This is a genomic window from Pseudomonadota bacterium, assembly GCA_039028935.1.
Lineage (GTDB): Bacteria > Pseudomonadota > Gammaproteobacteria > Steroidobacterales > SZUA-146 > SZUA-146.
The window spans coordinates 1-15401 of sequence record JBCCHD010000043.1 but is presented as its reverse complement, the minus strand read 5'-3'; the positions used below and the strand labels follow the sequence as shown (position 1 = coordinate 15401).

Annotated in this window: 10 protein-coding genes; 3 read left to right on the top strand and 7 right to left on the bottom strand. The window is 52.7% G+C overall.

What is annotated here, in order from left to right; all coding sequences use genetic code 11:
- Positions 1 to 72: 72 nt before the first annotated feature.
- A complete protein-coding gene (locus AAF465_15065) occupies positions 73 to 1047 on the top strand; it encodes a glutathione S-transferase family protein (protein MEM7084048.1) in 975 nt (324 codons plus the stop codon).
- 144 nt (positions 1048 to 1191) lie between these two features.
- Here AAF465_15065 and AAF465_15060 read toward each other — a convergent pair whose 3' ends face one another.
- The 6 genes from AAF465_15060 to AAF465_15035 all read right to left on the bottom strand — a co-directional run bounded on the left by AAF465_15060 (position 1192) and on the right by AAF465_15035 (position 11990).
- Entirely contained in the window at positions 1192 to 4761 is a 3570-nt protein-coding gene (locus AAF465_15060) for a dockerin type I domain-containing protein (GenBank protein ID MEM7084047.1), read from the bottom strand.
- Between the two features lie 29 nt (positions 4762 to 4790).
- Positions 4791 to 7628: a PQQ-binding-like beta-propeller repeat protein gene (locus AAF465_15055; GenBank protein ID MEM7084046.1), complete on the bottom strand. Its 2838-nt coding sequence runs from the start codon at positions 7626 to 7628 to the stop codon at positions 4791 to 4793.
- 512 nt (positions 7629 to 8140) lie between these two features.
- Entirely contained in the window at positions 8141 to 9073 is a 933-nt protein-coding gene (locus AAF465_15050) for a nuclear transport factor 2 family protein (protein MEM7084045.1), read from the bottom strand.
- A complete protein-coding gene (locus AAF465_15045) occupies positions 9070 to 9963 on the bottom strand; it encodes an alpha/beta fold hydrolase (protein ID MEM7084044.1) in 894 nt (297 codons plus the stop codon). The genes AAF465_15050 and AAF465_15045 overlap by 4 nt, the downstream gene beginning before the upstream one ends.
- A gap of 534 nt (positions 9964 to 10497) precedes the next feature.
- A complete protein-coding gene (locus tag AAF465_15040) occupies positions 10498 to 11385 on the bottom strand; it encodes an AraC family transcriptional regulator (GenBank protein MEM7084043.1) in 888 nt (295 codons plus the stop codon).
- A 107-nt stretch (positions 11386 to 11492) separates the two neighbouring features.
- Entirely contained in the window at positions 11493 to 11990 is a 498-nt protein-coding gene (locus AAF465_15035; GenBank protein MEM7084042.1) for a hypothetical protein, read from the bottom strand.
- Positions 11991 to 12313: 323 nt separating this feature from the next.
- On the opposite strand from AAF465_15035, the gene AAF465_15030 reads away from it, so the two are divergent.
- A complete protein-coding gene (locus tag AAF465_15030; GenBank protein ID MEM7084041.1) occupies positions 12314 to 12709 on the top strand; it encodes a universal stress protein in 396 nt (131 codons plus the stop codon).
- 195 nt (positions 12710 to 12904) lie between these two features.
- Here the strand turns inward: AAF465_15030 and AAF465_15025 are convergent, their stop codons facing one another.
- On the bottom strand, positions 12905 to 13633 hold the full coding sequence (locus tag AAF465_15025) for a hypothetical protein (protein MEM7084040.1): 729 nt from the start codon (positions 13631 to 13633) through the stop codon (positions 12905 to 12907).
- Positions 13634 to 14263: 630 nt separating this feature from the next.
- Between AAF465_15025 and AAF465_15020 the strand changes: the two genes are divergently transcribed.
- Positions 14264 to 15387 (top strand): IS3 family transposase gene (locus tag AAF465_15020; GenBank protein MEM7084039.1). Its coding sequence is split into 2 segments (ribosomal slippage): positions 14264 to 14516 and positions 14516 to 15387, totalling 1125 coding nucleotides; the frame shifts between segments, so codons are not numbered across the junction.
- Positions 15388 to 15401: the final 14 nt, after the last annotated feature.

Below are 15401 nucleotides of genomic sequence, written 5' to 3'. Positions count from 1 at the left end.
ACAGCCGGGCATGTTAAGAACCAATCGTGCTTTTTTGCTAAAAACAAATGGTCACAACGGTAGGAGTGAGCAATGGGATTGCTGCAGGATGGAAAGTGGGTTGATCAGTGGTATGACACGAGCAAAAACGGCGGACGGTTTCAACGCAAGGCGTCGTCATTTCGCCACTGGGTGACCGCCGACGGCTCGGCGGGGCCGAGCGGCGAGGGCGGTTTTAACGCCGAAGCCGGGCGCTATCACCTCTATGTGTCACTCGCCTGTCCCTGGGCTCATCGCACCTTAATCTATCGCACGCTGAAAGGACTTGAAGACATGATCACCGTATCGGTGGTGCACTGGCGAATGCTCGAAAACGGTTGGACCTTCGAACACGGAGATGGTGTCATCGCCGATTCCGAACACAATGCCGAGTTTTTGCATCAGGTGTACACGCGAGCGGATCCGCATTATTCCGGTCGCGTCACTGTGCCGGTCCTATGGGATAAACATCAGCACACCATCGTCTCGAACGAATCGTCGGAAATCATTCGCATGCTGAACTCAGCGTTTGATGACATTGGCGCAGTACCCGGCGACTATTATCCCGCTGCACTGCGTGACCAGATCGATGCGCTCAACACCCGCATATACGGCAACGTCAACAATGGTGTCTACAAAGCGGGCTTTGCGACAACGCAAGCGGCCTACGAAGAGGCGATTGACCCTTTGTTTGACACCCTCGACTGGCTTGACGAGCGCCTGGCCTCGACGCGCTATCTTACCGGCGACGCGATCACCGAAGCCGACTGGCGATTGTTTACAACGCTCGTGCGCTTTGATCCGGTGTATGTCGGGCATTTCAAATGCAACATCCGACGGATTGATGATTATCCTAATCTGTCAGGCTACGTTCGCGATCTGTATCAACAGCCAGGCATCGCGGCCACCGTAAACTTCGATCACATTAAACGTCATTATTACGCCAGTCACGGCACGATCAATCCAACACGGGTGGTGCCCGTAGGGCCTGATATCGATTTTGAGAAGCCGCACGGCCGGGGTGAATGACCGTATTAATGACGGACAAGCCGATCAGAGCCAGTCAGCGCCAACGGCGCGTCAAGTGAGTCGTTCGACGGTTTAAACGCCCTTCTTGCGATGTACCGTGACATCGCGTTGATCGTGCCTATGTCGGGGATAATGCGGTACAGCTTAATCGAGATCGATCGCGGCTGGGCCAGGCGACCGCAAAAATAACTGACTGAAAATACTCAGATCGAGGAAGTTAGTGACGCCATCGATATTGAGATCTGTGTTCGGGTTCGCGTTGGCATTGAACGCTTCACGCAAAATCAGCAGATCCGCAAAGTTCACGATACCGTCTTGATTAAAATCGCCATCGCACTGATTGCCGTAACCGTCTCCGTCTGTATCAAACTGATCCGCGTTTGACACGTCGGTGCAATTATCCACGTCGTTCGTGAATGAATCGCTATCGTTATCCAACAAATCATCGATGTTCAACGACAGCACAAATCCATGCAAACTGGTCTGCGACAATGGCGAGGAGGCGGGCGGTCCGAGGATAACGCTGTCGCCAACCGTGTCGCCACCAATCACTATCCGCCCGTCGCGCGGCACCTCCAGCGCCCGGATAACCCGATCCACACCGGCACCGCCCAAATAGGTGGAAAAGCGTAATGCTGAGGCATCCTTGTTGAGCACAGAGACGACGATATCGAGCGCCCCGATCGTCGAACGATTGAGGGTCCCTTCATTTTCATTAAATAGGAAAAACCCGTTGCTGATTCCACTAAAGCTGGGCGTAGACGCTGTGTAACCACCGATTGCCAGCGGCATTTTCTGATCGGTGAGTTCCACTAACGCGCCGACCTCTTCTTTGTAATCATAAAGATGAAACGCCTGTTGCCCAGCGCTGTCGGTCTCGAGCGTGACAAAGGATGTGCCCAGCCCCAATCTCAATGGAACTGGGGCGGCATCTAGACGCCGATTCGCATCGCCAAACTCAAACCCCATTGAGACCGGAAGATCTTCGCTCCGCACCGCGCGACTCAATCCAGTCTCATAGGAGAACCACATATGCGGATTCGATTGGAAATCGGTGAAGTAGCCGACCGCGCGGGTCGTTCGACTGTCCGAACCGAATAGCTCTGTCACCACCGGTGTGTCGTCGAAAAAATTGATCAACTTGTCAGGGCCGCCGCGATCGACCATGACAAGTTGTCGGTCTGGCTGAGTGTTGATACCGGTACGCACCAGGTCGAGTAAATCCACGGCGGTGATCGGCAGTTCAATCGCTTCGCCAAATCGACCAACACCATCGCCCGGATGAAAATACAGCGACTGGCCGTCGCTGATCACCAAGTCGGGCAGTGAGTCGTCGTCGACCAAGGCAAACTCCAGCGCCACCACACAAATGACCGGGCTTGGAACCTCATCCGTTAGACTGAAACCGGCCGCCGTATCGCCAACATAGACTCGATGCGGCCCATTGCAGTTGCCAATCACAAAGTCTTTCTCGATGGTCTCGGCGCCAAGTGCCACATTGCCGGTCACCACCGCGGACGAAGCGTATTGAGTGCCGCCGAGCTCCGCCACACTGAAGACTTCATTACGCCGCTGCCGGATAAGCCTATTTGCCGCCGCGCCACCATTCGTGGCCTGCTGTGTCACGACCGCATACGTTTCGTTGAAACTGTACTCACCGTTCACTAACCGCAGCGTGCCAGTTCTAACGTCTGTGACCACTGTCGACGGGTCCGACGACCAAATCGGTCGGGGGCTCGAATACGGCGCACCACGCTCGTGCTGCAGGGCATCTTTTAATGGGTAATCCCTCGCCTCGGTATAGCCCGCGATGTAAATACGGTCGTGCGAATCGAGCCGCAACGCCCAAAGATCATTATCGCCTTGCCCTCCTAGATACGACGAAAAGTTGAGATCGCCTAATTCTCGATCGAGAGAAGCAATCAAGCCAGAGAACAAAAACTGATCCTCGTCCAATGCCGGGTTGATTTTTTGAAACGCGTTGTCGCTAATCGGCAGATCATCGGAACGGGTCGACCCACTCACGATAGGACTGCCGTTCGAATCCAGCTGCATCTCAATAAAAAATTCATCGTTGCTGCCACCAAAGTAGGTCGCGGCTTCTAAGGTGTCGAGCGCCATATCAAAGCGCGTGAGGTAGCCATCGTAGTTGAGTTCCGTGCCGGCACGCGACTCTTGAAACGCATCGGGCGTCGTTGGAAAATCGGGCGAGTACGTATGCCCAGCAACAAAAATCGACTCACGCTGTGGATCGATCATCACCGCTCGGCCAGCGGTGCGACCTTCGCCGCCAAAGCAAAATGAGGTGTAAATGGCGCCCGTTTGAGCGTCCATCTCCATAATGAAAGCGTCGGTCCGAAAGGCAAAGAAATCCGAAGAGGAATTTTCAAAGCACGGTCTGTCGAGGAATACGTCGGTCACCGGAAAATCGCTCGCACCGGTATTACCGGTTAGATAGAGCCGATTGGTCGGTTCATGCAACACCATGTCGCGAATCGTTTCTCGACCGAATCGTGGAATTCCATCTATGGAGATACGCGCGTCAAAGCCACCGACATAGGTGGAGAAAACAACGTCATCGCCTGTGCGAGATAATCTGGTAACAAACGCATCCTGGTCAATCGAGTCGCCGCCCGCAAACGTTGAGTCAAAGCCATTCTGAGTGGGAAAATCAGGCGATTGAGTCGCGCCGGCGAGCACAATATCGCCGTTTTCCGCCTCGACGACCACCCAAGGCGTGTCGCTATCAGAACCCCCGTAATACGTTGAAAATTCGAGTTCGAATGTTTCGGGCGAGTACCGTCGAATAAAAATATCTTCCGGAAGATTAGCGGCCGCCAGTGCATTTTGAACGGGATTAACGGTAAGGAGATCGAACGAAGAGGTTATGCCAACAACGAGCAAACCATGAACGGTTTCTTTGATGTCAAACACTTGTTCCGCGCCGCTACCATTGATAAACGCCGTATACTCAATGGTCGGATCGATCACGAGCGTGTCACGCTGGTCGTAGGTATCAATATCAAAGGTCACGACGTTCGTGGCACTGATGGTGTAGCGGGCAGCAAGGTACTCTCGAGTTCCGTCAACCTTTTGTGTGAATACCTTCGGTGCGTGTTGCACCAGTTCACCATCGGCCTGTTTCAACACCAATGCGCCTTCCGCATTAATTGAAAGAAGCGCGCCTGCAGGAAACTGAATAGCGATATCGTTCGTATCGGCATGGGGGGATAGTTCAAAATCGTAGCGCAGGCGCTGTTCGTCGCCGCGAAACACCAGATCAATACCACGGTAAACCTCCGGATATCGAACCATTTCATAGTTGGGCACGTTTCGTTTCCACGCAGCAGTGTCATTCCCCTGCAGATAGTGGCTGACGGCACTATGCCGCCCTTCGCCACGCCCTACGGACGACGCGTTTGCATTAATAAATGACACATGCAGGGTTGAGCCTCTGTGTATCTCGCGCCTGGGCTCTGTGAGCGTTGGTAATTCATCGCGGTCAATTGGCGATAACGGCGGCGCTATCGCAAAGTGGGTTGGGCCAATCGCCACCGTACTGCGTGGGCTATTCGCAACAAACTGCCAATCCGCTGTCGCTTGTCCGTGATTGGGCGCAAACAACAGCGGCATGACCGGCGGCGTTGCCGATGCCGCCGATACCGCGACCCATCCCGCCAGCAGGACAAACCCAATTCGTAACGCGATCGTCATGATCAAGCCAGCTTCAGTCTAACCGACGACTACTTCTTACTCCGCTGTCGTATGTGAATCTGGCCGTTGAGAATCGCAATCGCGTTCGCGAGTGATTCTGCCGAGGTGTCGAGGGCACCATCTGCAACGGTGCTGTTATCGAGCGCGCTGATTACTTCAGCAAGGGCAAGCATTTCATCCTTGCCGGGCAGGCCCTGTAGTGCAGCGCGCGCCGACTGCTCACGCTGAATCGCGTCCGCCAGCTGATTAATTATGCTCTCTTTGATTGCCAACGCCATATCCAGATTGCGAAGCGCAAAATCAGTATCAGAAAGCAACGTTGCCAATTCAATGTCGGCGCTCACTTCCACGGTCGAACCTGCCTCGGTGAACGCAGCGCTCACGGTAACCATCTCGCGTGGCGTTAATAATTCGCCCACGCTCAGACGACCGGACTGCCCAATGGTCGACACCGAATTGGGTTTGATCGACCATACCGACTGAGTTGTGCGATCGCGCACTCGACCATCGTCGTAGGTGACGGTCGCGCGAAGCTGCACCACACTGTTCTCTTCAACCGTTGCGGGCGCGTCAATCGTAATGCTCGTCGGCGGCACATTTAGCAGACCGGGCACCTGTACCGCCGTCAAGCTTTGATTGGAGCCAACAATATAGAGAGTCTCACCGCTAAGGCTCAGTCGACCCCGAGATGGATAGCTCCAAACGGTTTGTTGCGAATTAAGGTCAATCGCCAATGTGTCGCTCGAGTGACCAACAAAGGCATGATTGTTTGTAATGATAATGTCATCAGAGAAGCTCGAACTCGGAGGATCGTAGGTCCACAGAATCTCACCGGTTTGCGCGTCGATTGCGTAGAACTCGTTAAACGAATACGTGTACAAGCGTCCGTTATGGTAGGCCGGTTGACGATTGAAATTCTCATCGATTGTCCACTCATGTCGCTTATCGACGAGATTAAAGCGGGTCAGATCACTGCCGTTCATCACAAAGGCAGACGACGAGTCTTCATTCAGAATCACCGCATACACAGACGACGACGAAAAGGATGAGGAGGGTTTTTCCAGTTCAAATTCGATTTCGCCCGTTAAGCGATCCATGACCGTGAGCGTATTGCTGTAAAACGAGTAGACATATTGCTCGTCCACCGTCGGCGTCGTGGCGCGTACTTGCTGAATATCGGAATTGACCCACTGGACTTCGCCCGTAAAAAAGCTCATACGATACAAGTCTGAGAAGTTGCCGCGCACATAGAAATCGCCGTCAACCACAGTGGGCGATAGCGTCTCGCCTTCAACCTGGTTATCGGGAAAATCTCGGCTGTACACCTCATCACCTGTCACCCCATCAATCAGCCGCAACTGATCCGCCCCGGATAGGGCTTCGTCGATCAAAACGATGTTGCCGTAAGCGAGCGCTGGCCCATTGAGCTGCCGAGCGTTTGGAAAACTCTTTGACCACAGCAACGAACCGTCTAGCGGATCGTAAGCATACAATCGATCGAGGTCTGAGTTGCTGAAAAACGAACCGGACAGAGTGAGTATGACGCGTTCGTCGTCAGCAACTGGCTGGTGATAGGAAGAATTAATATCGAGCGGCACGCTCCACAGAACATTAAACAGGTCTGACTCGGTGGAGATATCCGTCCAACCCGTGTGGTCAGGACCACGTTGATAGGTTCCCCACCCATCGATGCCTTGCGCCAGTGTGTCGTTTCCGATCAGATTAACCTCAACGCTCGTCTGGACGTTCTCAAACTGTGCGTTAATCGTGACAATAGTATCGGTGGGCGGTGCTTCCTGGGTTGTCGCAACGCCGTCAGGAGATAGATCAAACAGTGCCCCGTCGGGCGTTGTCCACACGGTGCTGTCATTGACGTTGAGTTCCTCGCCATTCGCAAACACCGCCAGGGCCTGATACGCGGTGGAGATAGCGGGCGGCAACTGAGAAGGCCCAGCAATGCGTAATTCAACCAGCGCTGGACTGGTGGTGGGATTCGCAAAATCGATCACGCCGTTTGACGAGGTGTAATCGATAAGCGCATCAAAAGAATCCACCTGCCATGAACCAGTATTGTTTGTCAGTGTTGCGGTAAACGGCACCGTGGCGCCCACGATACTACTAAGCGGGCGGTAATCCGTTGCGCTGACGTTGCCGGGATCGACGTTGAGGATGAGTAAGTCGCCGCTTAGCTGTCCGGTCGACGATCCGAGTTCTGCAACCAGCGTCATCTCCGAGTCGAGTGCCAGCTCAAACGCGGTGCCGTTACCACCGGTTCCAAAATCGGTGACATCAAAAAATTCTTCATTGGCGAATTGATCAAAGACATACGTGATCACGCCATTTTGCTCAGAAATATTCGCCAGCTGCACGCGCCCTCTGAATATTGAGCCACTGCCCGAGTTAAATTGTAGGCCATTGCTCAGAAGATATTGATCAGGTTGTCCCTGGAATATCAGCGGTAAATACGGCGCATACTGACCGTCGTAATTCGACAACAATGCCGTGTCGATGGTCGACGCATTACGAACGTCGGGCGACGCCGTCTTTTTGACCGGTTTATTACGATCGATAGGCACGACCGTACCGTCTGGCTGAATTCGGCCGTTTCTGTCCAGATCGTTGTAGAAACGGAAGATATAAGAATCGGGATGCGCGTCTTTTGGAAGAGGGGGTGTCACAAACGCCGGCGGGTATTGAGCGGGCAGTCGTGGCGTCGACAAATAACGCACCTCGCCGTCGGCCATTCGCTCCGCGACGACCATGCCGTCGTTGTCCTTTAACTCGGTGATGTCACCGGCACTGGCGGTGAGGCTCAGTAGCACAAATAGCGGCGACAGCGTACAGAACAGACGCATATTCCTGATCATATCCCTATTCCTTATAATTAATGTATGTACCCTTTACCTAACATAAGATAAGCCAACCGCTCGGGTTACGCAAAATCTTAGGAATTGAGGGCTTTGCATTTAACGATAACGAGTCAATAGTCCATTAACGGTGACGCCAAGTCCTCATGCTAGGGCAGCGTGCGGCCACATTTATTAATCAAGCTCTTAGCCCTTCAACAGGCAGTAAGTGACGGTATTAGTGCGGTGTGACCAAAGGTCATTGTTCCCGAATCACTCTCAAGTGATGACGATGCACCAAGCCATGTCGTCGGGATCTGCGATGGAGACCAACGAATCGCCACAGTAGAACGTAACGATGAATGCCTAACCCCGCCGCTGCTCAACATCAACGATCACTGTTAGGCGAAGGATGGCAAGCTGCTTGGCAAGGACGTCAAATGCCGCGTTGGGCTGTCGGCAAATCGTTTGTCCGTTTCGCATTCGCTGAACGACTTTTCAAATCGTGCGAGAAGCGAGCCGATGGACACCACCTATAAACCAAACGCCCAAGCGAACGGAGCGGGGTCGTAATATTCGCGAAAGAGCTGGATCTTACCGTCGACAACATGAAACAAACCGCCATAGGTTTGCTGATAGAGACGACCCGTGGGGATAATCTCTACCTCACCGTTGAACTCCGCGAAAACTAGCTGTGGATCTTGCATCGAGTGAATCACCAGCGCACGGGTGAATTTCGCATCTCCGCTGGTCGCCGGCCACTGTTTGTATAGTTCAACCAGTGCTGGCTTACCCGTCACGCGCTTGGGGTGCCCCGCCGGTGAATACGGCATGTGTTGAACCGCATCCTCGGCCCATAGGGCGTTGAACGTCACCATGTCCTTTCCTTCGAGCGCGTGTAAGAAAGTGCGAACGACGCGCTTTGTTTGCTGTCGCACAATATAGCTGGGCGGATGTCGCTGAGCGTTTTCACCCGCCGGCCCAAATACCTCACGCGTGCCGTCTTCATCGCGCACGATAAACGTCATCGCATTAATCGACCAGGTATCACCCTCTTTTATTAGCTCGTATCGATATTCACCCTCAACACGCCAAAACAGGTCGTCGATATAGTGTTCAGCAACGACGTCTGCCGTAGCGAGGGCAGTACTTTGTTCTATGTTGACGCGTATGTTCGACACGGAATGCCGCGTGCGATCAAAGCCCGGTAACATAGCGGCCCACTCCGTCATCAGAGCCTGAGCACTTTTGACCGTGGCCTCGTTGCCGGTTAGGGACGAGTAATCTACGGTCAGCGGATCGGCAAACAAGCGCTCAAGTGACTCGAAATTAGATTGGTCCGCAAGCACCGCGACACTTTCAACAATCGTTGTTATGGCTAGTTTATCGATCGTGCTGGCGGCAACTCCTTGAGCCATCATCGTGCTGGCCATCACAATCAAAACGCCTCGAAGACCACGACTCATTTCTCACCCGACTGAGTCAACGTTTTCGTAAAATGTGCAGCCACAGCGTCCGATGCCGTCTGCACCGCTTCCGGCTCAGAATAAAAATCAAACTGCGTGACGTTGTCGAGCCAACGGGTCGTCGCTTTGTCACCCAGCAGCTCAGCGTATTGTCTCGCGCCCTGTGGAATAGCTGCGGCCTCCGAGTGCACTAACAGCGTAGGTTGACTCGTCAATTTGGCCGTCACCATGGCGTCGTAGGTCAACCAGCCTTCCCACGAAGCGGCGTTGAACTGGTTATCGTATTCGGGAACCAGGCCTGTCGACGGATCGGTGTAATAGGGCGCCTGATACATGACCGCCTGTTCATTGGTTAGACTGGCCGCTTCAAGAATGACGGGATTCGGGGCACGCTCGGCGTCTCGCCCGGCCGCGATCAACGCCGCCACGCCGCTTTCACCGCCGTAAACGTCGTTCACGATCGTTTTATCGTGCAACCAAGGCGCCACGAGCGCCACGCTCTTAATCCATTTGCTGTTGAGTGCCGCGTCGCTCATATAGCCGGATGATGCACAGACCCCTAAGCCGCCAATGCGATCCACAAGCACTTCCGGTCGCGAAGCCAGATACTCGACCGCGGCCTCAATGTCTTGGGTTTTACGTGTGGGGTTTTCCAAATAGGGCACGTCATCGGGTGAGGCACCCCAACCCCGAAAATCAAACGCCAGCGCGGCAAAGCCACGATCTGCCAGTTGCGCCGCGTAGGTGCCCGCCATCTGTTCTTTTACGGTTGTCCACGCGCCCGTTACCACCACGCCAGGCAGCTGTGTCCCGTCGACATAGCCATCCGGCAAGTACAGGTCACCGGCGAGCGTTTGTCCGGCGCTATTAAATGTCACTGACGTTTTCATTGCGGCCTCCGTTAAGTGCGCTGAGAGCGTGACGGTAAGTACGGTTATCACCCACCCGAATTTCATGTCGCTTCCCTCCGTGTTTATCCATTGCGCTCAGAATAAACCGCCGGGTTGTTCGTGCCTTGTACCGTTCTGCGAATTTTTTGGATAATTCGATGTCTTTCGTTAGTCCATTGAAATAATTTACTTTTTACCCTATGGAATCAGGCATGGAGCGGGCACCGATCACTCGTGTGATGGACAGGCACGCGGCGATCAACTGGCGGTCGACCCTCGTGCATCCGTTAAGACCCGACACACTCGACCTTCACACGCATCGGTTCGGGTAGGACCGAAGCCAAGTCTTCAACCGCAATTCGTCCACCGCGGATTGGGTCTCGTGTCTAGTCGCTGATTGTGGTTGCCGTGTCGCGAACCACCTCATGCTCCAGCGCATGGAAGGAGAGTGTTCTTCTAATCGCCGTGTGTGCGTGTTTCTCCGGTGCTCACCTTTCAGCCGGATGAACAGATGGCGCGTGTTCTTCGCATGTCCTAACGATGAAGCTGCGCGCGATAACGGGAAGGGGAAACACCTTCAACCTGTTTAAATTGTCGTGAAAAATGAGACTGATCAGAAAACCCGCAGGCCATAGCAATATCGATAAGTGGCAGCTCATGACTCGATAAACGCTTCTTGGCTTGTTCAACTCGATAGCGCATCACAAACTGCATCGGACTTGAACCGATCGTTTGCTTAAACAAATGCGAAAAGTGCGACGTACTCAGGCCCGCCACACCCGCTAACTCTTCGACCGTCATCGATTGGCCATAGCGACTGGCGACAAATTGAAGCACTCGCCGATAATGATCAGCGGTAAAGCGTTTGGAAAAACGATACGCATCCTCTTGTAAACCATAGCGCTGGATCAGTTTGACCAAAAACACACGCGCCAAACTCTCAAACATCAGATCCGATCCTGGTTCACGGCTTGCCAACGCATCCTTTAGCGCTATGCCCGCTTGGCAAATATCCGCGTCCTCAAACAAAGGGAGATCTCTAAGCTGAGTATCGGCCAGCAACAGGCCGACTTCTGATTGAGCAAACTGCTCAAACTTCTTGGGATCGAGCGTCACCACAATCACACTTGAGACAGCGTGCCATCGCCAACCGCTCTCGACGCCGGCAGGTGTGACGATGATTTCGTTTTGATGAAAAAGAAAATCTCGATGCTCGCCATCACGCCAATTTTCGACTCGATGCGGTTCCTTTTTTAAGTTGAGTAAAAGATGATGCTGGCTAAACACCCGGGTGGGCATGGCATCGGGCTCGGCTTCAAAATACTCAAGCGTCAGCAAATCCTTGGCCAATGGGCGAGACTCGCTAGCGCTATTGACAAGCGGCGGGGTGGGATAGATATCTTGATACGTCGAATCGTTCATGCGATGAATCTGCCGTGCATCGTGCGTGTCAAAGTCTCTGTGGCTACCGCCCGAGAGTACCGAGCGGCGTAACAACACAGACACACCGCTCTTTACGCTCCAATATCTTAAGCATGCCATTTCGCCGACATCTTGTGCAGTTTCCACAGATACGGTACTAAAAAGAGGATCTCGAGGCGTAAGAAGAATACGCCGTTTAGCACGCTAACAACCGTGCTGGTCAATGCCATTGCCAGACACAGGTAGCCGACAACCAAGCAAACTTTGACGCCCCAGTCTTTGGCAAACAACAGTCCGAATGCCGCCACACTCAACGCGGCGAAAACAAGGCAAAGTAGCATCGCGGGTAGGGCTAATGGTGGTCCGTGATACACGAATCCGAATATATTGAGCGTTACGGGACTGCCGGTTATCAACGAGACAATGAACAGCACCGGCATCAGCGCCCCGAACACGAGAAATAGCCACCCAAATACTTTGATCCATAGCGGGATCATCGCTTTTCGATACTGAACAATATCGGTAATGGGCCCGGTGCCCTGTCCATCAGCGCGATCGTCGACGGCACTCTGCGGCGCCCGATAGGGATTTTGTTCGTCGTTCATTGCTCGCCGCTCCATTACAACCGGGCTCTATGGCTCTGGCAGCAGAGTAGTTACTCCGCCCCGCACAGTAGAGGTATCACCAGACATTATTCTTCGAATAAGTTTACGTCAACGAGAGGCACTGTGCCCAAGATAACCGGAGTCTTCATGAGCGGTTAGTGTCGTCATCCAACTACCCGCTCACTCAATAATTAACGGATCGAAGATACCAGTATGGGGCCAATTAAATGATCGTGAGTTCATACTCGATCCAAGCAGATTAGGTGCAAGCCTGCTATCATTAGTCGACGACAGAGCAATAACTTGTCGAAAAAGGAGACACCATGTACAAGACTATTGTGTGTGCAATTGAAATCGGTAAAGAGGGCCGAAAGGTACTGACCAAAGCGAAGCAGCTCGCGCAGCTGTTCGACAGCACTCTTATCGTTGTCAACGTCTTGCCGTACTCGTTTCTACCCAAAGACTACGAGCGCGAACTCAAAGAGGAAGCGATTCCGGAGTTTCATGCCTTTGTTTCCAAGTTCGACATTCCGAAAAAAAATCGCGTATTGAAGGTGGGCAAACCCTACGCGGTGATCTGCAACATCGCCCATCGAAAGAAAGCGGATCTCATTATTCTGGGCACCCACTCCAAGTCAGGCGTGCGCGCACTGATTGGCTCGACTGCGACCGGTGTTGCCAACACCGCGTCATGCGACGTATCGCTCGTTCGAGTTTAAGCGACGGCAACCAATACATAACAGTCGAGCGAACGGAGTTGCCGGTCTGTTAGGCGCGTCTATTGTTGTCTAGCGACTCGCTTAAGACGATCAATTTCGAACAGCCGCTGCTCGTACTTGGACGGCTCGACCAATAGGCCACGTCATACACCATCTCGACGTCACGCTACTTTGGATTGGCAGAGCATCGGTTTTCTAATCAATAGCTAACGTGTATGCCGTGAGTTCGATCCAAATTACGTTTCCGGTCTGCGGGAAGTATCGACCGCTCGCGCGGTGTGATCGAACACCGCCCGACGTCTGACACCTAAAACCGAGAACAAAACTCTTGTACTCGTGTTTGTTTTTTTCATAGTCCATCACGTATTCCAAGGATCCATCGTGCTCCTGCCATTCAACAGATGGCTTGCTACAGGCGGAAAAATGATTGCTTAACATCGGATAGATGTGTGTCAGCAATGGATCGTTCAATATTGCTTCTTCGGAGGTACCGCCAGTTGGCTTTAGCCATCTGAAAATAATGCCGTAGCCGCCATACTCAAACGAGAGCTTTCTCACACTGTTAACCAATGGCGTGTAGCCGACTCGTTCGTCGTACAACGCATCCACAGTAACGGCAATGTTGTTCACGCAATTCAAATGAATCTGCAGTCGTCCGGGCTGCAAGCTAAATTCACCGCTCCTGGGACTGTACACGTACGGTTCTACTTCCTTCATGATTGTTACGCCGGCCGTCGCCGTAATGGAATCAAAAATCGGGCATTTGAAATGCTTCTCCTTCAATGCACCCATAATGGCCTGAATATAAGCGTCTTCCCTAATCGCCTGGCGCAATACATCTGGTCGAGATTCGGTACTCTCTGCCCATACGTATCTCGAATAGACAGTGAGCAATATCATTAAGACTAACAATTTACGATTCATAACAGCTCGATGACCAAACAGGTTCGACTAGGCGACGATCGGACTGGCGCTATCGCAACGGACGCCCTAAAGTTGAAGTCTCCACTCAATTCTACCACCAGACCAACGCGCCGTTCGCGATTCAACTCATGGAGTCTTATTGTGAGTTCCTCGGCCGACGACACAGGTCTAGATCCGATTTTTTCGAGACGATGATGGGTGCGTTTCTTGATCCGGAATGTGTCTAGCTAGTGACCTTCGATATACTTTTTGTCACTCGATTCCGCAAACGCAACGGCGTATTTTGAGCTTCTTATGGTGAGCGCATAGATGACGCAAAAGACTTAGCTACTGAAATACAGCGGTGTATGATGAAGGAGTTCGAGCCAGTCAAGTTCTGGCTACAGCTAGAGTCACAATCAGTTTCTGCGAAAATTGGTATTTACACAATTAGATCGGATCCTTTTGATTTTAACAGCTGCCTGCTACCTCACAAACAAGAGTCCAGGTACCGTCCTTTCAGTCAACCAATTGGAATAGTTTATTACCCAATACCATTGGTACTCAACTAGTGCACTCGTAGCCACCCCCAAATAGGGAGCAAACCAAAATTGGAATTTTCTGGCAGAATGATACTGCAAGGAGATACCGATGAAGAAGAGCCGATTCAGCGAAACACAGATTGTGTCCATCCTGAAGGAAGTGGAAGCTGGCGCCAAAACGAGCGATGTCTGTCGACGGCACGGCATCAGCTCAGCCACCTACTACAACTGGAAGTCGAAATACGGAGGCATGCAAGCGTCTGAGCTAAGACGACTTCGAGAGACAGAGCAAGAGCTGTCGAAGCTGAAGCGCATGTACGCCGACCTGGCGCTAGAGAATCATGCGCTCAAGGATCTGATCGAAAAAAAGCTCTGATGCCACTAGATAAACGAGAAGCAGCCAGTTATCTGGTGGCCGAACATCGCATGTCAAAGTCGAAGGCTAGTAGAGCGCTCGGTCTATCGCGCAGCATCTGGTATCGGCAGACCGTCGACTGGGAAGCCAGGGATCGCGAGGTGATCGAGGCCATCAATACCAAAGTAGCTAAGCACCCTCGCTGGGGCTTCTGGAAGATCCATACGAGGCTGAGACTGGATGGCCACGAGTGGAACCATAAACGTACCTACCGCGTGTATCGAGCTCTGAGCTTGAATCTACCGCGGCGTAAGAAGCGGCGTTTGCCGAGCCGCGTTCAGCAGCCGATGGAAATCGAGGCGCAAGCCAACGTCGAATGGTCTTTGGACTTCATGAGCGACTCGCTCTATCGAGGATCATGTCGCTTCCGAACGCTGAATGTCATCGACGAAGGTGTGCGGGAGGTTCTCCATATCGTCATTGATACCTCGATCCCATGCGGTCGTGTTGTCAGAACGCTGGATCAGTTGGTGGAGTATCGAGGCAAGCCCAAAGCAATCCGCGTGGACAACGGCCCCGAGTATACCGCCCAAATATTCCAGGACTGGTGTCAGGAGAACCGTGTGGAGCTTCGATACATCCAGCCTGGCAAACCGAATCAGAACGCGTTCATTGAGCGCTTCAACAAAACCTATCGGCACGAAGTCTTGAACGCTTACGTGTTCGAGTCGCTGGCACAGGTCAGGCAGATAACACGCCGATGGATGCATGAATACAACGAAGAACGGCCCCATGAAAGCTTGGGTGACATACCGCCTGCGATGTTCCGTAGGCAACAACGTAAGCTAGAAAATCCTAATTTAGAACTGCACCACTAATGGGGGTGGCTACG